The organism is Streptomyces sp. NPDC104814, assembly GCF_055583185.1.
In genome coordinates this window covers 195,055-214,828 of sequence record NZ_JBVJOL010000012.1, presented here as the reverse complement: position 1 = coordinate 214,828, position 19,774 = coordinate 195,055, and the positions used below count along the sequence as shown (strand labels likewise).

The window sequence follows — 19,774 nt, the reverse complement described above, 5'->3', positions numbered from 1 at the left end:
TCCGAGTGTAGGCGAGATCGACCACTGGTCCGAATTGGGGATGTGCGGACCCTACGGATCACTTCCGTGCGACGGCTTGGATGATCGTTCCGTTTGTGCAGGTCAGAGTGAGGGTGCCGCGCTCGATGCGGTACTTGAGGGTGGTGTTGAAGACGCCGAGGAGGGTCCGCTCGGTGCGCATGAGTGAGGCGTCGCACATCATTCGGGTCGTGGTCGGGGACCCCAGGGTGATACCCCCGTCGCGCACGGTGGCGGTGGCGCCGAAGTGGTTGCAGCCGAGGCGGCCGCCGGCCTTGCCGGTCCTCGCGTCGAAGCTCATGTGCGCGGTGCTCCCGGGGCGGTCCGTGCTGCCGTGCGCGGTGATGCTCTCGATGCGCCAGTCGGTGCCGGTGAGAGGCGGTTCCGGGGTGACCGAGGCACTGCCGGCCCGCTGTCCCGCCTGCTCGCTGCCGCAGGCCGCCAGTAGCGGGACGAGCACGGCGGCGGCCCCGAGAGCGATGCGCTGTGCGTACCGGTTCATGCCCTTGTGACGGGGTACGGCAGCAAGCGGTTCCGTCACATCAGCAACGGCAGCAGCCCGCTCAGGTCGGCGCGCTCCCCGCTCGCGCTGACCTTGGCGGCCTCGACGGCGTCCTTCCACTCGAGCCGCCCGGTCGCCAGCCGGATCCAGGTCAGCGGGTCGGTCTCGACCACGTTGGGCGGGGTGCCGCGGGTGTGCCGGGGCCCCTCGACGCACTGCACGACGGCGTACGGCGGGATGCGCACCTCGGTGGCGCCGCCGGGCGCCTTCGCGGCGAGGGCGTCGGCGAGCAGCCGGGTGCACGCGGCGAGCGCCTGCCGGTCGAAGGGCACCTCCAGCCCCGGTACGGCGGCGTTGAGGTCGTCGGTGTGGACGATCAGCTCGACGGTACGGGTGACGAGGTAGTCGTCGAGGGTCAGCGGGCCGGCGCTGGTGTCCAGCAGCCGGGTGCCGGGGTGGGCGGCGAGGCCGGCGGTGAAGCGCTCCTCGGTGGCGGCGAGGTAGGCGTCGAGGTCCGGGTGCTCCTCGGCGAGCCGACGGGCGTACCCGGCGATGCCGGGCGCTTCGGCGGCGATGGCGAACGGCCAGTCGTGCAGTGCCCCTTGCGCGCCGGTGGGCGCCGGCAGGCCGAGCAGCCGGGTGGCCGCGCCCAGGGTCATCCCGAGGTGGGCGACCAGGTCCCGCACGGTCCACTCGCCGAGCCGGGTGGGCGACCGCAGCTGCTCGGGGGTGAGGGTGCGCACCGCCTCGCGCACGTGCCCGAACTGGGCGTGGACGGCGGTACGGATCTTGGCCGGGTCGTAGGTCCGGGTGCGCTTCTTCGCCGTGGGCATGGCGGCGAGCCTATGCCTTCGCGCCCTGTCCGCTCACGCCGTTTCCGATCGCCTCGACGCCCGTCGGCGCGAACGCGAAGGCCCCGCCCGTCGGACACGGGCGGGGCCTTGGCGGTCGTACGGCCGGCGTTACTTCAGCAGCGCCGGGATCGTCTCCTCGTGGGCCGTGCGCAGCTCGTCCAGGGACAGCTCGAACTCGCCCTGGAGCTCGATGGTGTCACCGTCCACGACGCCGAAGCGGGTGGCCGGCAGACCCCGGGCACCGCACATGTCGTTGAAGCGGACCTCCTCCGAACGCGGCACCGCGACGATCGCGCGGCCCGCCGACTCGGAGAACAGGAAGGTGAACGCGTCCAGACCGTCCGGGACGATCAGGCGGGCGCCCTTGCCGCCGAGCAGCGCCGACTCGACCACGGCCTGGATCAGACCGCCGTCGGACAGGTCGTGCGCGGAGTCGATCATGCCGTCACGGGAGGCGGAGATCAGGATCTCGGCGAGCAGGCGCTCGCGCTCCAGGTCCACCTTCGGGGGCAGGCCGCCCAGGTGGTCGTGGATCACCTGCGACCAGGCCGAACCGCCGAACTCCTCACGGGTGTCGCCCAGCAGGTAGAGGAGCTGGCCCTCTTCCTGGAAGGCGACCGGCGTGCGGCGGGCGACGTCGTCGATCACACCGAGGACCGCCACGACCGGGGTCGGGTGGATGGCGGCTTCGCCGGTCTGGTTGTACAGCGAGACGTTGCCGCCGGTCACCGGCGTGCCCAGCTGCTGACAGCCATCCGCCAGACCGCGCACGGCCTCCGCGAACTGCCACATGACGGCCGGGTCCTCGGGCGAGCCGAAGTTCAGGCAGTCCGACACCGCGAGCGGCTTCGCTCCGGTCGTGGCCACGTTGCGGTAGGCCTCGGCGAGGGCCAGCTGCGCGCCCGTGTACGGGTCGAGCTTGGCGTAGCGGCCGTTGCCGTCCGTGGCGATGGCCACGCCGAGACCGGACTCCTCGTCGATGCGGATCATGCCGGAGTCCTCGGGCTGGGCGAGGACGGTGTTGCCCTGCACGAAGTGGTCGTACTGGGACGTGATCCACTTCTTCGACGCCTGGTTCGGGGAGGCGACCAGCTTCAGGACCTGGTCGCGCAGCTCCTCGGAAGTCGCCGGGCGCGGCAGCTTGTTCGCGTCGTCGGCCTGCAGCTCGTCCTGCCAGGACGGGCGGGCGTAGGGGCGCTCGTAGGTCGGGCCCTCGTGCGCGACCGTGCGCGGGTCGACGTCGACGATCTTCTCGCCGTGCCAGAAGATCTCCAGACGGTCGCCGTCGGTCACCTCACCGATGACCGTGGCGATGACGTCCCACTTCTCGCAGATCTCGAGGAAGCGGTCGACCTTCTCCGGCTCGACGACCGCGCACATGCGTTCCTGCGACTCGCTCATGAGGATTTCCTCGGGCGAGAGCGTCGAGTCGCGCAGGGGTACGTCGTCGAGGGTGACGCGCATGCCGCCGGAGCCGTTGGACGCCAGCTCGCTGGTGGCGCAGGAGATGCCGGCGGCGCCCAGGTCCTGGATGCCGACGACCAGCTTCTCCTTGAAGGCCTCCAGGGTGCACTCGATGAGCAGCTTCTCCTGGAAGGGGTCGCCCACCTGGACGGCCGGGCGCTTCGAGGGCTTCGCGTCGTCGAAGGTCTCGGAGGCGAGGATGGACGCGCCGCCGATGCCGTCACCGCCCGTGCGGGCGCCGTACATGATGACCTTGTTGCCCGCGCCGGACGCCTTCGCGAGGTGGATGTCCTCGTGCCGCATGACGCCGATGGCACCGGCGTTGACCAGCGGGTTGCCCTGGTAGCAGGCGTCGAAGACGACCTCGCCGCCGATGTTGGGCAGGCCCAGGCAGTTGCCGTAGCCGCCGATGCCGGCGACGACGCCGGGCAGGACGCGCTTGGTGTCGGGGTGGTCGGCCGCGCCGAAGCGCAGCGGGTCCACGACCGCGACCGGGCGGGCGCCCATCGCGATGATGTCGCGGACGATGCCGCCGACGCCGGTCGCTGCGCCCTGGTAGGGCTCCACGTACGACGGGTGGTTGTGCGACTCGACCTTGAAGGTGACCGCGTAGCCCTGGCCGACGTCGACGACACCGGCGTTCTCGCCGATGCCGACCAGCAGGGCGTCGCTCTCGGGGGCCTTCTCGCCGAACTGGCGGAGGTGGACCTTGGAGGACTTGTACGAGCAGTGCTCGGACCACATGACCGAGTACATGGCGAGCTCGGCGCCGGTGGGCCGGCGGCCGAGGATCTCGACCACGCGCTCGTACTCGTCCTTCTTCAGGCCGAGTTCGGCCCAGGGCAGCTCGACGTCGGGGGTCGCGGCCGCGTGCTCGACCGTGTCCAGAGGCGTCCGGCTCATGCGTTGACCAGCTTCTTGAGGATCGAGGTGAAGAACGGGAGACCGTCGGTGCGGCCGGTGCCGATCAGCGGCTCGACGGCGTGCTCCGGGTGCGGCATCAGGCCGACGACGTTGCCGGCCTCGTTGGTGATGCCGGCGATGTCCCGCAGGGAGCCGTTGGGATTGAAGTCGACGTACCGGAAGGCGACGCGGCCCTCGGCCTCGAGCTTGTCGAGGGTGTACTCGTCGGCGACGTACCGGCCGTCCATGTTCTTCAGCGGGATGTGGATCTCCTGCCCGGCGCTGTAGTCGCTGGTCCAGGAGGTTTCCGCGTTCTCCACCCGCAGCTTCTGGTCGCGGCAGATGAAGTGGAGGTGGTCGTTGCCGAGCATCGCGCCCGGGAGGAGGTGGGCCTCGGTGAGGATCTGGAAGCCGTTGCAGATGCCGAGGACCGGCATGCCGGCCTTCGCCTGCTCGATGAGGGTCTCCATCACCGGCGAGAAGCGGGCGATCGCACCGGCGCGCAGATAGTCGCCGTAGGAGAAACCACCGCACAGCACCACGGCGTCGACCTGGTGGAGGTCCTTGTCCTTGTGCCACAGGGCGACGGGTTCGGCGCCCGCGAGGCGGATCGCGCGCTGCGTGTCCCGGTCGTCGAGAGATCCCGGGAAAGTGACGACGCCGATACGAGCGGTCACTTCGCCGCCTCCGCGACTTCCTCGACCTTGACGATGAAGTCCTCGATCACGGTGTTGGCGAGGAAGGACTCCGCAAGATCGTGAATGCGGGCGAGGGCGGCCTCGTCGACCGGGCCCTCAACTTCCAGTTCGAATCGCTTTCCCTGACGGACGTCCGAGATCCCTTCGAATCCCAGGCGCGGCAGCGCACGCTGGACCGCCTGGCCCTGGGGGTCGAGGATCTCCGGCTTGAGCATGACGTCGACTACGACGCGTGCCACTGGCACTCCCGGTGTGTGGTGCTGAGCAGGTTCCTTCAGACTACCCGCACAAAATTTCTACGCGAGTAGAGTTGTAGGAAACTACGTGACCGCCATCACGATGAGGTACCGGCCGGGGACGGCCGCGAAAAATTCTGGGAAAGATCCCCGATGGGCTCGCGGCACCTATTGCGCCGGGACACGCGGGGCGATTTAGTCGGGCTTCACTTTCCAATGGCACGCCCTGTACAAATGAAATACCGATAACCGATACTCGGCACGTCATCGCAGATGAGCTGTATCAAGGTGCCGCAGAAGGGACCGATATTCGTGGCGCAGAAGGTCGTGGTCACGCTCTTTGACGACATGGACGGCTCGGAAGCGGCGGAAACGGTCGCCTTCGGACTCGACGGCAAGTCGTACGAGATCGACCTGAACGAAACCAACGCCAAGAAACTGCGCAAGGCGCTCGCGCCCTACGTGGAGGCCGGCCGCAAGCGCTCGCGGTCCGGCAAGGCGTACCAGCAGACCGAGGTCGCCCCCGACCCGGCGGCCGTGCGGGCCTGGGCCCAGGCCAACAAGATGGACGTCCCGGCCCGCGGCCGGATCCCGAAGAAGGTCTACGAGGCGTTCGCGGCCGCCCGCTGAAACGCCGCCCGAACCGGCCCGCGACGGCCGGGCGCGGCGCGGGCGGCCCGCAGGCGACCCGGCGTCCGTGTGCGGTGCCGGGCGCGAGCATCCGGCACCGTGCCGCCGGGGCGGGTCCGCGTCTCGCCGGGACCCGGACGCCCCTGGCCCGTTCCGGTGCGTGCGCCGGCAGGTCGAAGCTCCGCGCCCGACGCCCGGTCAGCCGCCCCTGCGGGAAGCCGACTTGCGCTGCACCCCTCCCGGTCGGCTAAAGTCTGAGCACGCCGCGGGGCAAAAGCCGAAAGGCCCAGCTCATACCGGCCGTGCGGGTGTAGTTCAGTAGTAGAACATCCCCCTTCCAGGGGGAAGGCGCAGTGTGCGATTCCTGTCACCCGCTCTGCATCGCCGTCATGACCACTCCGGTGGATCAGGTAGGCTGGTGCACGCACCGATCGGTGGGAGCCGGTCGGCCGCAATGCGGACGTAGCTCAGTTGGTAGAGCGCAACCTTGCCAAGGTTGAGGTCGCGAGTTCGAGCCTCGTCGTCCGCTCGGGAATGAGACCCCGGTCCTCTTGGGACCGGGGTCTTCTTCGTGTTTCCGCCCTTTCTGACATTTGTCATGCGCAGTGATGACAGCGCGCACTGCCGATCGCTCCGGTGCGCCGGGACGCTGAAGTCATGGACACGAAAGAACACGTGATTGAGGTCACCGACCTCCGGCGTGTGTACGGGGGCGGCTTCCAGGCGGTGCGCGGCATCACGTTTCACGTGAAACGCGGGGAGGTCTTCGCGCTGCTCGGCACCAACGGCGCCGGCAAGACCTCCACCGTCGAGCTGCTGGAGGGGCTCGCCCGGCCCTCCGGCGGTCGCGTGCGCGTCCTCGGCCACGATCCCTGCACCGAGCGCGCCGCCGTACGGCCGCGCACCGGAGTGATGCTGCAGGAGGGCGGCTTCCCGTCCGAACTGACCGTCGCCGAGACGGCACGGATGTGGGCGGGATGCGTGAGCGGGGCCCGGCCCGTGGCCGAGGCGCTGACCATGGTGGGGCTGACCGGCCGGGCCGCGGTGCGCGTGAAGCAGCTCTCCGGCGGCGAACGGCGCCGGCTCGATCTGGCGCTCGCCCTGCTCGGCCGTCCCGAGGTGCTGTTCCTGGACGAGCCGACGACCGGACTCGACGCCGAGGGCCGCCGGGAGACCTGGGACCTGGTCCGGGCGCTGCGGGACACCGGTACGACGGTCCTGCTGACCACGCACTATCTCGAGGAGGCCGAGGACCTCGCCGACCGGCTGGCGATCCTGCACGACGGGCGCATCGCGGCCGCCGGTACCCCGGCCGAGGTGACCGCGGCACAGCCGTCCCGGATCACCTTCGAACTGCCCGAGGGCTATGTCCTCGGCGATCTGCCGGCGCTGCCCGGACTGGGGGTGTGCGGACACGAGGTGGACGGCCGGGTCGTCCGGCTGCGCACCCGCGAACTGCAGCGCACGGCCACCGAACTGCTGGCCTGGGCCCAGCGGGCACGGGTGGAGCTGCGCCGGCTGGATGTGCGGTCGGCCTCGCTGGAGGAGGCGTTCCTCGGGATCGCGCGGGAGGCAGCCGGATCGAGGACCGAGGAGTACGCGGCATGAGCAGCACGACGACCACCACCCCCACGGGCCGGATGGCGGCACTCGCGCGGGCCGAGCTGACGCTGCTCGGGCGGAGCAAGGGCGTGATCGTCACGGCCGTGTTCGTGCCGCTGGCGATGCCGGCCACGGTCCGGTCGACGGTCAAGGACATGGACCTCGCGAGCGCCGGACTGAACGTCGGACTCGCCGTGCTGCCCGCCGCGATCGGCTTCTCGCTGCTGTTCGCCGTCTACGCCGGGCTGGTCGGTGTCCTCGCCTCCCGGCGCGAGGAGCTGGTGCTCAAGCGACTGCGCACCGGCGAACTGCGGGACGCGGAGATCCTCGCCGGGGCTTCACTGCCGGCGGTGCTGACGGGACTGGTGCAGTCCCTGGTGCTGGTGGCGGCCTGCACGGCCGTACTCCATGTGGACGCCCCCAAGGCGCCGCATCTCGCCGTCCTGGGGCTGCTGGCCGGGCTGGTCCTGTGTGCCGCGCTGGCCGCGCTCACCGCGAGCTTCTCTCGGTCGGTGGAGAGCGCCCAGGTCACCTCGCTGCCGCTGATCATCGTCTCGATGGCCGGCTCCGGGATGATGGTCCCGCTGGAGCTGTTCCCCGACCGGATGGCCTCGGTGTGCGAACTGCTGCCGCTGAGCCCGGTGATGACGCTGATCCGGGGCGGCTGGACCGGCGGGCTCTCGGCGCACGAGACGCTCGGCGCCGTGGCGACCGCGCTGGCCTGGATCCTCGTCGCGGTGTTTGCTGTACGCCGGTGGTTCCGCTGGGAGCCACGGCGCTGAACACGCCGGGCGGGGGACAGGGAACCGGGCAGAGACGGGTCGCCTCGGCACACGGCGCGCCGGGCGAGGAGCAGGGGGAAGCGGTGCTGGGCCGGATACGGGGGTGGCAGCGGCGCCACTGGCGGGAGCGGAGCAAGGCGCAACGGGTCGAGCTGCAGTCCCTGGTGAGCTGGTACGTCAGCATCTGGGTCTTCACCGGGACCTGGATGCTGCTGCCCCTCGCCGGAGACCTGCGCCACGATCCGGTGTCCGTGGTCCTGGGCGGCCTGCTCGGGCTGGTCGGTGCGGCGCAGTGCCTGTGGGGAAACCTGCTCACCCGCCCCGCACTCGACCACTACCTGGGGCGTCGCGCCCTGCCGGGCCGCCGGCTGGCCGGTCCTGCCGTGCTGCTCACGGTGGGCGTGGTGCTCGTCGAGGTGATGCGCGCCACCGGCTCCGTCTCGTCGTTCATCGGCCGGCTGCTCCTCGGCGCCGTCCTGATGGCGTTCGGCGTCGTGTACGCCCTCTGGGTGCCCCCGCGGAGGTTCCTGCTGCACGGCGCCGCGCTCGGGGCGGTCTGCCTGATCGCCTGCGCCCTCACGGGAGGCACCGGTGTCGACGTGCTGCTGGACGGCTGTCTGGTCGCCTTCAGCCTGCTGTTCTCCCTGGCCGCCTGCCGCTGCGGCGCCTGGACCCTGTCCGTGCTGTGGGAGGCCGAGCGGTCCCGGGAGATCGAGGCACGGCTCGCCGTAGCCGAGGAACGGCTGCGGTTCGGGCGGGACCTGCACGACGTCATGGGCCGCAACCTCGCGGTGATCGCGCTGAAGAGCGAGCTGGCGGTCCAGCTGGCGCGGCGGGGCCGGCCCGAGGCGGTGGAGCAGATGATCGAGGTGCAGCGGATCGCGCAGGAGTCGCAGCGCGAGGTGCGGGAGGTCGTACGCGGCTACCGGGAGGCCGATCTCGGCGTGGAACTGGCCGGTGCGCAGGGCGTTTTGGCGGCGGCCGGGATCGCGTGCGAGATGTCCGGTGCGGTGCGGGGGCTGCCGGCGGGGGTGCAGTCGGCGCTGGCCTGGGTGGTGCGCGAGGCGACGACGAACGTGCTGCGGCATGGGGACGCAGGATGGTGCTCGGTGGTCGTAGAGGTGTCGGAGGGGCGTGTGGTGCTGACGGTGGAGAACGACGGCGCGGACGCCGTGCGCGCCGGCACGGGCGGTTCGGGGCTCGCCGGGCTGCGGGAACGGCTCGCGGAGGTCGGCGGGACGCTGACGGCGGGACCGGCGGAGGGCGGGCTGTTCCGGGTCGTCGCCGAGGTGCCGCTTGCCGTTTCCGCGCAGACGCAGACAGAGACACAGACACAGACACAGACACAGACGCAGACACAGACGCAGGCGCAGGCGCAGGCGTCCTCGGCGCCGGCCGCGGCCGAGGGGGTCGTGGCGTGAGTGTGCGGGTGCTGCTCGCGGACGACGAGCACCTCATCCGGGGTGCGCTGGCCGCCCTGCTCGCATTGGAGGACGACCTGGTGGTGGTCGCGGAGGCGGCGAGCGGGCCGGAGGCGCTGGCGATGGCGCGGGCCCACGAGCCCGATGTGGCGGTGCTGGATCTGCAGATGCCGGGGGCCGACGGTGTGAAGGTCGCCACATCCCTGCGGGCCGAACTGCCGGGCTGCCGGGTACTGATCGTCACCAGTCACGGCCGTCCCGGGCATCTGAAGCGGGCCCTCGCGGCCGGGGTGCGGGGCTTCGTGCCGAAGACGGTCAGCGCGCAGCGCCTCGCCGAGATCATCCGTACCGTGCACGCGGGAAACCGCTATGTGGACCCGGAGTTGGCGGCCGACGCGATCTCGTCCGGGGACTCGCCGCTGACCGCGCGGGAGGCCGAGGTGCTCGAACTCGCCGCCGACGGGGCGCCCGTCACGGAGATCGCCGAGCGGGCCGCGCTCTCGCCCGGAACCGTCCGCAACTACCTCTCCTCCGCCGTGACGAAGCTGGGGGCGGAGAACCGGCATGCGGCAGTGCGTCTCGCACGCGAGCGAGGTTGGGTATAGTTGCTCTCGCGCCACGGCGCACTGCGGACGTAGCTCAGTTGGTAGAGCGCAACCTTGCCAAGGTTGAGGTCGCGAGTTCGAGCCTCGTCGTCCGCTCTGTGGAAGAAGCCCCCGGTTCACGCCGGGGGCTTCTTGCGTTTCCCGTCGCGCACGCCGGCCGGCGGCCCAACGGCGGACGCCCCCAGGAACCGGGCGAGAGACGCCCCCGGCTCTCACCGGGGGCGGTACGCGTCAGCTCCAGCGCACGCCGGTCAGGCGCTCGTACGCCTCGACGTACTTGGCGCGGGTGGCCTCGACCACCTGCGCGGGCAGCTCCGGCGGCGGCTGCTCGCTGTGGCGGTCCCAGCCGGACTCGGCCGAGGTGAGCCAGTTGCGCACGAACTGCTTGTCGTACGACGGCTGGGTGCGGCCCGGCTCCCACTGGTCGGCCGGCCAGAAGCGGGAGGAGTCCGGGGTGAGCACCTCGTCGGCGATGACCAGCTGATCGCCCTCGAAGCCGAACTCGAACTTGGTGTCGGCGAGGATGATCCCGCGCTCCCGGGCGATGTCGCGGGCCCGGGCGTACACGGCGAGGGTGGCCTGGCGCAGCTGGGCGGCGGTGTCGGCGCCGACCTGACGGGCGACCTCCTCGTAGGAGACGTTCTCGTCGTGCTCGCCGACCTCGGCCTTGGTGGCCGGGGTGAAGATCGGGGCGGGCAGCTCCGAGCCGTCGACCAGGCCCTCGGGCAGGGCGAGGCCGCACACCGTGCGGGTGGCGTCGTACTCCAGGAGCCCCGAGCCGGTGAGGTAGCCGCGGGCGACGCACTCCACCGGAACCATCTTCAGCGACTTGCACACCAGGGTGCGGCCGCGCCAGTCGTCGGGGGCGCCCGCGGGCAGCTCGGTGCTCAGCACATGGTTGGGCACCAGGTCGACGAGCTGGTCGAACCACCACAGGGAGAGCTGGGTGAGGATGCGGCCCTTGTCGGGGATCTCCGTGGGCAACACCCAGTCGTAGGCGGACATGCGGTCGCTGGCGACCATCACGAGGTCGCCCGCCTCGTTCTGGTACAGCTCGCGCACCTTTCCGGTGTGCAGATGCACCAGGCCCGGCACCTGAAGGGGCTCGGGCTTTTCTACGAATCCGGACACGGTTCCTCCCCGTGGGTCTGTCCAATGGCTCGATTGTCCCGTATGAGGGACGTGCCCCGGACGCCGGGTGGGCCGGAGGGGGCGCGGCACACCCCCCGGACGCTCAGTCCCGTTTGCAGATGCGGTCGAGGAGGTTGGCCGTGGCCCGCTGGATGCGCGGGTCCACATGGCCGGGGCGGTCCAGGGCCGGGGACCAGGCGAAGGTACCGGCGGCGAACACCCAGGCGCCGGAGGATGCCCGGTACAGGGACGTCTCCTGGTGGCGCAGGGCGCCGTCGCTGTCGGTGTACGGGGAGTGGGCCAGCAGGATGCGTTCCTCGTGCTCGGGCAGCGCGGTGCGCGGGAAGTAGCGGTCGGCCTCACCGGCGACCAGACCGTCCAGCGCGTCGCCCTCGTGCGCTCCGGACGCCTCCCACAGCCAGTGGTCGGCGTTGCGGACGATCAGCGGGTGCGGCTCCGGGACCCGGCCGGCGTACTGGATGCCGACCACCTGCTGCTCCGGGCGGTCGATCTCCCGCCACAGCACGGGCCTGCCCGGGCCCTTGCGCTTGCGGCAGGTCAGCAGGCGGTCGGGGACGCCGGACGGGGACGGGCCGAGCTCGACCTGCCAGTACATGGTGTTGGCGGACAGGAACACCAGGGACGTGCCGTGGTCGCGGGCCTGCTCGACCGCGCGGCGCATCGGGGCGGACCAGTACTCGTCGTGGCCGGGGAAGACCAGGCCGCGGTAGCGGGTGGGGTCGACGCGGCCGGCGTGCAGGTCGCGGGCGTCGGCGTAGGCGAGGTCGTAGCCGTAGCGCTCGGCCCAGCGGATGAAGTCGTAGGCGTGCCCGACGTGCAGGGGAAGGCCCGCGCCGGCGTAGGGGCGGTCGAAGGAGACGGTCGTGGCCGCGTCCGCCTCGCCGAGCAGCCGGCCCTCCTCGTCCCACGCGTGGTACAGGCTGGCGCCGGTGCGCCCGTCCTCCGGATAGAGGTTGTACGCCTGCCAGGTGACGTCCGGCAGGAGCAGCAGCAGGTCGGCGGGCCGGTCGTCGCGCACGGTGAACGGGATGTGGGAGCGGTAACGGCCGTCGCCCGTGGTGAGGACCGCCACATAGGCGCCGACACTCCAGGAGGACGGGATCTGCAGCCGCCAGGACAGCCACCAGTGGTGGCAGGAGACCGTGCGATCCGCGGCGAGCGGAGGCGGCTGGACGATGCCGGACAGCCGGGGGCTGGTGGTGATCTTGGCGGCGCCGTCACCGCCGTAGTGGCCGATGCGGTAGACGTCGACGGAGAACTCCTGGGGCGGGTCGACCGTGACGTGGAAGTCGACCGCCTCGCCCGGGGCGACCGCGCCGGTGGAGACGAAGCCCTTGATCTGGCGGTGCACGTCGTCGGCGGAGCGCAGGTCGTGCCGCTCGGCGCGGGGGGCCGGGACGCGGGCGGCGCCCTTGCGCGTGCTCTGCGGCGGGACCGGGTCGACGTACCAGGGGACGACATGGCCGGTGTCGTCGAAGTACGTCTCGCTGCCGCGCAGCCAGGGAACGGGGCCCTGGCCGAAGGGGTCCGTCACGGCGTGCGCCAGCGCTCCGGACTCCCAGCGGCGGATCTGCTCCGAGCCCATGGTCGCTCCCCTCCCTCACGCCCCCGTACGCGCCTGACGTCGTGCTCGTTCACCTGTCTTATGTCGCACGCGCTTGCCATGTGCGTGACCCGGTCCCAGCACATCACATTACGCACGCATGTTGTCACTGTTCGTTGCGAATTGGCCGAAAGTGGAATCAGGTGCTCCGGCCAGGCCGGCGCCTCGGCATCCGCCCGGCGGTCAGACGAGCCGCAGGGGCTTCTCGGGGCGTATGCCGGTCGCGGTGAGCCACTCCCGCAGCGGGGAGGCGTCGCCGTCCTCTATCAGGCTCAGCACTCTGGGCGTGAGATCGGTGGCACGTTCGCCGTTGATCAGCAGGGTGGGGCCGTCGAGCCAGTCGAGGCCCGGTGCGGCGCCGGCGGTGTCGATGGCCGCGCAGCACACCGTCGCCGTGACGTGGTCGGTGAGGATCTCCCGCGGGGTGCGCGGGGGCTGGAGCGGGAAGAGCGGGAGCGCGGCGTCGGCCCAGAGGGCGGCCGGGGCGTGCTCCGGGGTGCCGGGGGCGGCGGTCTCCTCGCCGGCCAGCTCCGCGCTCAGGCTCGCGGCGAGCGCCGCGCTGCGGGGGTGCGCCAGGTCGTCGTCGGGCGCGATCGGGCCGTCCTGGTCGAAGGGATCGACCGGATCTGCCGGGCAGGCCGACTCGTCCGGTCGAACCGGATCAGCGACCGGTGCGTCCGGCTCGCCGGACCGCGCGTCCGGCTCGACCGGGCCGTTGTACCGCGGCGGGGTGCCCCCGTCCGGGGCGCCCGGCTTCGACAGGGCGGCCGGCAGGGGGGCGGCGCCACCGTGGGTCCGCGGGGTGGACAGGTGGTCGAGGACGCGGGCGAGTGTGGGGCCTGCCGGGTCCGGGGTGGCGGCGTCACTGGGGCGGCGCACACCCAGGGTGTCCAGGACCCGGTGGAGCCGGGCGGCGTCGGTGCGCCACTTGCGGTCGACGACCTCCTCCGGATACGCCTGCCAGTCCACCGGCGACCAGTCCGGGCCGGACGCGGCGGGACCGCCGTGGAAGAGACGGGCGGCGAGCAGCGAGGCGGCCTCGTCCACCAGGCCGGGCTCCTCCAGCAGATCGCACGCGGGACGCTCGCCGAGCCGGGAGGTGAAGCCCTCCGCGAGCCGGTCGCGCCGGGACAGCTCGGTGAGCGCGGCCACCACACCGGCGTCCAGCCGGGCCGGCCAGCGGCCCATCCGCCAGGCGGGCAGCGCGACCCGGGTGAGCAGGCGGTCCCAGCCCGCGTAGGCGAGGCCGACCTGCTCCTGGGCGACGATCCGCAGGCCGTAGTCCACGGCCTGGGCCCGCTCGGAGGCCGCCGCGGCGACCCCGCGCTCCATCTCCGCCGCATGCCCGCGGCAGCTGCGCAGCAGCAGACGGGACACCCAGCCGACGACCGCGCAGGCGGCCTTCAGGAACCGGCAGCGGGCCGGTGAGGCGGCGACGGCCACGGCCGCGTCCAGCCCCCGTACGAAGCGCCGGGCGGCGGCTATGTCGGGGTGCGCCGCGGGTCCCGTACCGGCGACGACCGGGGCGAGCAGGGCGCGCAGCTCTCCGACCCGCATCCACCACAAGAACGGCGAGCCCACGACGAGGACGGTGGCGGGGGCGCGCCGGTGGGGCTTGTCCGCTCCGGCGAGGTCGTCGCGGTTCGCCGGGCCCGCGGCGGGGACGGGCGGGCCGTGCGGCGGGTGGGTGCGTTCCTCCAGCCAGCTGTCGCAGTCCGGGGTGAGCGCTATGGCCGACGGGGCCGGAACGTCCAGGCGGTCGGCGAGGTCGCGCACCAGCCGGTACAGGTCCGGCGCGGCGTCCTCGGCGATCGGGACCGTCGGGCTGACGGCGGGATGGGCGCGGGCGACCACCAGGGCGATACCGGCGGCGGCGAGCAGCACGAGCAGCGCCGGGACCGAGACCACCCAGCGCACGACGTCCCAGCCGGGCCCGACGAGATGCCCGGTGGCGCCGCCGGCCAGGAGGATCACCGCGACGGCCGCGGGCAACAGGGCCACCGCGGTCGCCCGGCTGCGGATCCGCAGCACGGCGAGGGCCCGGGCCCGCGCGGCCTGTGCTCCCGCCTCCACACCCATACCGGTCACGACCGGACCTCACCCCCAACCTGTCGCCGTGGCTTGCTGGACTTGCTCACTCCCCCACTGTGGCACCCGCCACTGACATCGCAATGCCGGTGGGCCAAGTGCCGGAACCATTGCGCCGCACCCTAGTTGGGGGCCCGGCTCCCGTCAGCAGATAAGCCCATCGGTCACTCGATGGAATGGCTTTGGTCAGAGCTGGGTGACGGACAGCAAAGATCAGGCCCCGGGTTCCACGAGGGCGCCCGGGGCCTGAACATGCCTGGTGAGAGGGATTACGCCCCGGCCGCCGCCTTCGCCGCGATGTCCGTGCGGTGCTGGGAGCCGTCCAGACCGATCCGGCCGACGGCGGCGTACGCCCGCTCGCGGGCCTCGGTCAGGTCCTTGCCGGTGGCCGTGATCGACAGCACCCGGCCGCCGGCGCTGACCACGTGCCCGCCGTCCCGCCTGGTCCCGGCGTGCAGGACGTAGGCGTGCGGGGCGTCCTGCCCGGCCACCTCGTCGAGCCCGGTGATCGGGTCACCGGTGCGCGGGGTGCCGGGGTAGTTGTGGGAGGCGACGACCACGGTCACCGCGGCCTCGTCGCTCCAGCGCAGCGGCTCCAGGTCGGCGAGGTTGCCGGTGGCGGCGGCCATGAGGATCCCGGCCAGCGGCGTCTGCAGCCGGGCCAGGACCACCTGGGTCTCGGGGTCGCCGAACCGGGCGTTGAACTCGATGACCCGCACGCCGCGGCCGGTGATGGCCAGACCGGCGTACAGCAGCCCGGAGAACGGGGTGCCGCGGCGGCGCATCTCGTCGACGGTGGGCTGCAGGACCGTCTGCAGCACCTCGTCCACGAGCTTGGGGTCGGCCCAGGGCAGCGGGGAGTACGCGCCCATGCCGCCGGTGTTGGGGCCCTCGTCGCCGTCCAGCGCGCGCTTGAAGTCCTGGGCGGGCTGGAGCGGGACGACGGTTTCGCCGTCGGTGATGGCGAAGAGGGAGACCTCGGGTCCGTCGAGGTACTCCTCGATGACCACCCGCTCGCAGGCCGCCGCGTGCTGCACGGCGGTCTGGAGGTCGTCGGTGACGACGACGCCCTTGCCGGCGGCCAGCCCGTCGTCCTTGACGACGTAGGGGGCGCCGAAGGCGTCGAGGGCCTCGGCGACCTCGTCGGGCGTGGTGCAGACGTAGGAGCGCGCGGTGGGCACGCCGGCGCCCGCCATCACGTCCTTGGCGAAGGCCTTGGAGCCCTCGAGCTGCGCGGCCTCCTTCGAGGGGCCGAAGACCGGGATGCCGGCCGCGCGCACGGCGTCGGCGACACCCGCGACGAGCGGCGCCTCCGGGCCGACGACCACCAGGTCGGCGCCCAGCTCACCGGCCAGCGCGCTGACGGCGGCGCCGTCCAGGGCGTCCACCTGGTGCAGCTCGGCGACCTCGGCGATGCCGGCGTTGCCGGGAGCGCAGTGCAGCGCGGTCACGGCAGGGTCGAGGGACAGGGAGCGGCACAGGGCGTGTTCGCGGGCGCCGCTGCCGATGACGAGGACCTTCACGGGGTCAGCCTAACGGCAGGCGACGCGGTGGCCTTGTGCGGGTTTCCGAGGGACCACGGCCCGACGCTTCGTGGTTTTCTCCGAACGGACGGCCCTGAGCTGCCCTGACCGGGGCCCGGGGCCGTCGCTCGGAGGGTCACTCGTTGCTGAACTCCTCCACGACCGTCGCTCCCAGCTCCTTGACGATCAGTTCGTAGCCGGACAGCGCCGACTCGTTCAGGTCCGGGTCGTCGTCCTCCGGGATGTCGTCCTCGAGGGACACCGGGGGCGGCTCGGGCGGCGCGGACTGCCGAACCGGCGAGGGGACCGGGGACGGTCCCGACGCGGACGCCTGCGGGGACGGCCCCGGTCCGGACGCCGGACCGGCGGACTGCGCGGGCGCCGGGCGCTGTACGGCCGGGGCGCCGCCGCCACCGCCGTAGCCGCCACCGCCGTAGCCGGAGGAGCCGCCGCCGAAGCCGGACGGGCCGCCGGACTGCGGCGGGGCCGAGCCGCCCGAGGGGTCGACGACGGCCTCGATCTTCCAGTGGACGTTGAACTGCTCGGCCAGCGCCTGGCGCAGCACGTCCTCGCTGCCGCTGCCGGCGAAGTTGTCCCGGGCACCGGCGTTGACGAAGCCGATCTGGAGCGTGGTGCCGTCGAAGCCGGTGACCTGGGCGTTCTGGCTGAGCAGGATCCAGGTGAAGCGGCGACGGTTCTTCACGGCCTCCAGGATGTTCGGCCACAGCCCCCTCGGGTCGAGCCCGCCGGCGGCGGGCGCCGGGGCCGCGGCGGGGGATGCGTCCGGGGCCGCGGGCGCGGCGGGAGCGGGAGCAGAGGCGGGGGCGGGGGCACGACCGGGGCCGCCACCCGCGGGACCTGCCCCGGCGGCGGGGCCTTGGCTGCCCGGACCCGGACCGCCGGGGCCGGGGGCCGCGGCCGGGCGAGCGCCGCCGCCCGCCGGAGCGGCCGTGGGCCAGCCGCCGGGCCGTCGGCCGCCACCCGCAGGTGCGGCCGTGGGCCAGGCGCCGGGAGCGGAGGCGGAGGGGGCGGCGGCATCCGGAGCGGTCGGCGCCACGGGGGCCGCGGGGGCGGTGGGCGGGTGCTGAGCCGCGGTGTCGGTGTCGGCCGGTGCCGGCGCCGAGCCGTACGCGGCCGGGCCGCCGGCCTCGACGCCTCCGGCATCGGGCTGCCCGCCCCCCGGCTGCCCGGACGCACCGGGGGCCGGGGCCGCAGCGGCGGCCTGAGCGGCGGCGGGAGCGGGAGCGCCGGGGGAAGCGGGAGCGGGAACCCCCGCGCCCGGTCCTGCGCCAGGGCCCACGCCAGGGCTTCCGCCGGGCCCCGCACCCGGACCGCCACCGGTCCCGGGCGCACCGGCGGGCGCACCGGCGGGCGTGCCGCCCGAAGCGCGGACCGCCGCGCGGGCCGCTGCCGGGCCGCCGCCGGGCGGGACGGACTGGACGGGCGGTACGGGCACACCGGCGCCCGCCGGGCCGCCGGGGTACCCGCCCCCGTGGGCGTCGGGCCCCGGGACGTACCCCATGGCCGGCATGCCGGCACCGGTGGTGAAGTTCACGCCGCGCTCGATGCGGTCGAGGCGGGCCATGACGGAGCGCTCGTCGCCGTAGGCGGCAGGGAGCAGGACGCGGGCGCAGATCAGCTCGAGCTGCAGGCGCGGCGAGGTGGCGCCGCGCATCTCGGTCAGACCCTCGTTGACCAGGTCGGCGGCGCGGCTGAGCTCGGCGGCGCCGAAGGACCGCGCCTGGGCCTGCATGCGCTCGATGACGTCGGCCGGGGCGTCGATGAGCCCCTTCTCGGCGGCGTCCGGCACGGCGGCGAGGATGACGAGGTCGCGCAGCCGCTCCAGCAGGTCGGCGACGAAGCGGCGCGGGTCGTTGCCGCCTTCGATGACCCGGTCCACGACCTCGAAGGCGGCGGAGCCGTCACCGGAGGCGAAGGACTCGACGACGGAGTCGAGCAGCGAGCCCTCGGTGTAGCCGAGGAGGGACGTGGCCATGGCATACGTCACACCGTCCGCACCGGCGCCGGCGAGGAGCTGGTCCATGACGGACATGGAGTCACGCACGGAGCCGCCGCCGGCCCGCACGACGAGCGGCAGCACGCCGTCCTCGACCGGGATGTCCTCCTTCTGGCACACCTCGCCGAGGTACTCGCGCAGCGTGCCCGGCGGGACCAGGCGGAAGGGGTAGTGGTGGGTCCGCGACCGGATGGTGCCGATGACCTTCTCGGGCTCGGTGGTCGCGAAGATGAACTTCAGGTGCTCCGGGGGCTCCTCGACGACCTTCAGCAGCGCGTTGAAACCGGCCGACGTGACCATGTGGGCCTCGTCGATGATGTAGATCTTGTACCGGCTGCGGGCGGGGCCGAAGAACGCCTTCTCGCGCAGGTCACGGGCGTCGTCCACGCCACCGTGGGAAGCGGCGTCGATCTCGATGACGTCGATGGACCCCGGGCCGTTGCGCGCGAGGTCCTGGCAGGACTGGCACTCCCCGCACGGGGTCGGGGTGGGACCTTGCTCACAGTTGAGGCAGCGGGCCAGGATCCGGGCGCTGGTGGTCTTGCCGCAGCCGCGGGGACCGCTGAACAGGTACGCGTGATTGACCCGGTTGTTCCGCAGCGCCTGCTGCAGCGGGTCGGTCACATGCTCCTGCCCGATGACCTCCGCAAAGGTCTCCGGGCGATAGCGGCGGTACAGCGCGAGAGACGACACGCTTACGAGGTTATAGGCGCCCACTGACAACAGGCTCCGCCCGCGGAAGCGGAAGGCGTCCCGCCCGAGGAACCGGAAGGCGTCCCGCCCGCGGAACGACGATGTCCGCGCTGTCGGCCCCGCCAACGCAAGCGCCCCCCACGCACCCGCCAGAGCCAACCTACCCTTGCTGCCTTCCGGCCCTGGGGGAGTTCAGTCAGATAGCGCCGCGTGAGGGGCTGCGCACAGCGTACCCGATCCGGGCCAGGGGGAACGAGTTCGCGAGCACCCTCCTCGGTCATGTAATGTTTCCGGCGGAGGATTCGCCTAGAGGCCTAGGGCGCACGCTTGGAAAGCGTGTTGGGGGCAACCCCTCACGAGTTCGAATCTCGTATCCTCCGCCAGCCCAGAGGGCCGGACCGTGAAAGCGGCCCGGCCCTCTGGCGTTTCGTTCCGTCGGCACCAGCCCCTCGATCGAGGCGATCGGAGCGCAGATCCTGATGAGCGAGCCGTGGAACCCGGCCGCGCCGGGCGTCGTCACGTTTCCGTCGGGCCGCAGGATCCGCGGGCGTGGGCTCCGGTACGGCGTCCCGGCGGGACAGACTCCGACGCTGGCCGTCCATCTGACGGATCACCGGCCGCCGGAGCCCCCGTGGGAGTCGCTGTGGGTCGCCTGGCGGGACTTCTGGCTTCCCGCCGATGCCGTGGACGCGATGCGCACCCTCCGCCTCGCCTACGACCGCGCCGCCGGCGAACGCGTGGAGATCTGTTGCGGGGGCGGCGTCGGGCGGACCGGTACGGCGCTCTCCGCGATGTGCGTCTTCGAGGGCATGACTGCCGGGGAAGCGGTCACCTGGGTGCGGCGGAACTACCGCTCCCGCGCGGTGGAGGTGCCGTGGCAGCGGCGCTTCGTCCGCCAGGTGTTCGCAGCCGGCCGGGCCGGCCCGCGGCAGCCGTAGCCATAAGGCCCCGAGCCGCGCGGAAGATCCGCCTCCGCCAAGGCA

The 19,774-nt window shown here is 72.7% G+C and carries 16 protein-coding genes, 4 tRNA genes and 1 other RNA gene; 10 read left to right on the top strand and 11 right to left on the bottom strand.

What is annotated here, in order from left to right:
* Positions 1-58: 58 nt before the first annotated feature.
* The 5 genes from ACZ64A_RS32190 to purS all read right to left on the bottom strand — a co-directional run bounded on the left by ACZ64A_RS32190 (position 59) and on the right by purS (position 4,678).
* Positions 59-520 carry an META domain-containing protein gene (locus ACZ64A_RS32190; protein WP_469815415.1) on the bottom strand — a complete coding sequence of 154 codons (462 nt, stop codon included), beginning with the start codon at positions 518-520 and terminating at the stop codon, positions 59-61.
* Positions 521-555: 35 nt separating this feature from the next.
* Positions 556-1,353, bottom strand: coding sequence for a maleylpyruvate isomerase family mycothiol-dependent enzyme (locus tag ACZ64A_RS32185; protein WP_469815414.1), 798 nt, complete (start codon positions 1,351-1,353; stop codon positions 556-558).
* A gap of 129 nt (positions 1,354-1,482) precedes the next feature.
* Positions 1,483-3,741: a phosphoribosylformylglycinamidine synthase subunit PurL gene (purL, locus tag ACZ64A_RS32180; RefSeq protein ID WP_469815413.1), complete on the bottom strand. Its 2,259-nt coding sequence runs from the start codon at positions 3,739-3,741 to the stop codon at positions 1,483-1,485.
* Positions 3,738-4,418: a phosphoribosylformylglycinamidine synthase subunit PurQ gene (gene purQ / locus ACZ64A_RS32175; RefSeq protein ID WP_469815411.1), complete on the bottom strand. Its 681-nt coding sequence runs from the start codon at positions 4,416-4,418 to the stop codon at positions 3,738-3,740. Before purQ ends, purL begins: the two co-directional genes overlap by 4 nt.
* Positions 4,415-4,678 (bottom strand): phosphoribosylformylglycinamidine synthase subunit PurS, encoded by a 264-nt coding sequence (gene purS / locus ACZ64A_RS32170; RefSeq protein WP_469815409.1) that lies wholly within the window; start codon positions 4,676-4,678, stop codon positions 4,415-4,417. The genes purQ and purS overlap by 4 nt, the downstream gene beginning before the upstream one ends.
* A gap of 309 nt (positions 4,679-4,987) precedes the next feature.
* Between purS and ACZ64A_RS32165 the strand changes: the two genes are divergently transcribed.
* The 8 genes from ACZ64A_RS32165 (at position 4,988) to ACZ64A_RS32130 (ending at position 9,811) form a co-directional block, all read left to right on the top strand.
* Complete coding sequence (locus ACZ64A_RS32165) at positions 4,988-5,305, top strand: histone-like nucleoid-structuring protein Lsr2 (protein ID WP_361636330.1); 318 nt, start codon at positions 4,988-4,990, stop codon at positions 5,303-5,305.
* Positions 5,306-5,609: 304 nt separating this feature from the next.
* Positions 5,610-5,681: transfer RNA gene (locus ACZ64A_RS32160), tRNA-Gly, on the top strand.
* Between the two features lie 80 nt (positions 5,682-5,761).
* A tRNA-Gly gene (locus tag ACZ64A_RS32155) sits at positions 5,762-5,834 on the top strand.
* A 128-nt stretch (positions 5,835-5,962) separates the two neighbouring features.
* Complete coding sequence (locus tag ACZ64A_RS32150; RefSeq protein WP_469815407.1) at positions 5,963-6,913, top strand: ABC transporter ATP-binding protein; 951 nt, start codon at positions 5,963-5,965, stop codon at positions 6,911-6,913.
* Complete coding sequence (locus ACZ64A_RS32145; RefSeq protein ID WP_469815406.1) at positions 6,910-7,689, top strand: ABC transporter permease; 780 nt, start codon at positions 6,910-6,912, stop codon at positions 7,687-7,689. The genes ACZ64A_RS32150 and ACZ64A_RS32145 overlap by 4 nt, the downstream gene beginning before the upstream one ends.
* A gap of 83 nt (positions 7,690-7,772) precedes the next feature.
* Complete coding sequence (locus ACZ64A_RS32140) at positions 7,773-9,110, top strand: sensor histidine kinase (RefSeq protein WP_469815469.1); 1,338 nt, start codon at positions 7,773-7,775, stop codon at positions 9,108-9,110.
* 2 nt (positions 9,111-9,112) lie between these two features.
* Complete coding sequence (locus tag ACZ64A_RS32135) at positions 9,113-9,715, top strand: response regulator transcription factor (RefSeq protein ID WP_361636328.1); 603 nt, start codon at positions 9,113-9,115, stop codon at positions 9,713-9,715.
* Positions 9,716-9,738: 23 nt separating this feature from the next.
* Positions 9,739-9,811, top strand: a tRNA-Gly gene (locus ACZ64A_RS32130).
* Between the two features lie 135 nt (positions 9,812-9,946).
* On the opposite strand, the gene ACZ64A_RS32125 is transcribed toward ACZ64A_RS32130, so the two are convergent.
* From ACZ64A_RS32125 to ffs, 6 genes are all read right to left on the bottom strand, one after another.
* The gene (locus ACZ64A_RS32125; protein WP_469815405.1) at positions 9,947-10,846 is read right to left on the bottom strand and encodes a phosphoribosylaminoimidazolesuccinocarboxamide synthase; all 900 of its coding nucleotides are present in this window, start codon (positions 10,844-10,846) and stop codon (positions 9,947-9,949) included.
* Between the two features lie 103 nt (positions 10,847-10,949).
* On the bottom strand, positions 10,950-12,452 hold the full coding sequence (locus ACZ64A_RS32120; protein WP_469815404.1) for a N,N-dimethylformamidase beta subunit family domain-containing protein: 1,503 nt from the start codon (positions 12,450-12,452) through the stop codon (positions 10,950-10,952).
* Between the two features lie 201 nt (positions 12,453-12,653).
* A complete protein-coding gene (locus ACZ64A_RS32115) occupies positions 12,654-14,558 on the bottom strand; it encodes a hypothetical protein (protein WP_469815402.1) in 1,905 nt (634 codons plus the stop codon).
* Between the two features lie 269 nt (positions 14,559-14,827).
* Complete coding sequence (gene purD / locus ACZ64A_RS32110; protein WP_469815401.1) at positions 14,828-16,081, bottom strand: phosphoribosylamine--glycine ligase; 1,254 nt, start codon at positions 16,079-16,081, stop codon at positions 14,828-14,830.
* A gap of 136 nt (positions 16,082-16,217) precedes the next feature.
* Positions 16,218-18,791 carry a DNA polymerase III subunit gamma and tau gene (locus tag ACZ64A_RS32105; RefSeq protein ID WP_469815400.1) on the bottom strand — a complete coding sequence of 858 codons (2,574 nt, stop codon included), beginning with the start codon at positions 18,789-18,791 and terminating at the stop codon, positions 16,218-16,220.
* A 124-nt stretch (positions 18,792-18,915) separates the two neighbouring features.
* An RNA gene (gene ffs / locus ACZ64A_RS32100) (signal recognition particle sRNA small type) lies at positions 18,916-19,014 on the bottom strand.
* A gap of 72 nt (positions 19,015-19,086) precedes the next feature.
* Between ffs and ACZ64A_RS32095 the strand changes: the two genes are divergently transcribed.
* A tRNA-Ser gene (locus ACZ64A_RS32095) sits at positions 19,087-19,174 on the top strand.
* Positions 19,175-19,270: 96 nt separating this feature from the next.
* Positions 19,271-19,729, top strand: coding sequence for a protein-tyrosine phosphatase family protein (locus ACZ64A_RS32090; RefSeq protein WP_469815398.1), 459 nt, complete (start codon positions 19,271-19,273; stop codon positions 19,727-19,729).
* Positions 19,730-19,774: the final 45 nt, after the last annotated feature.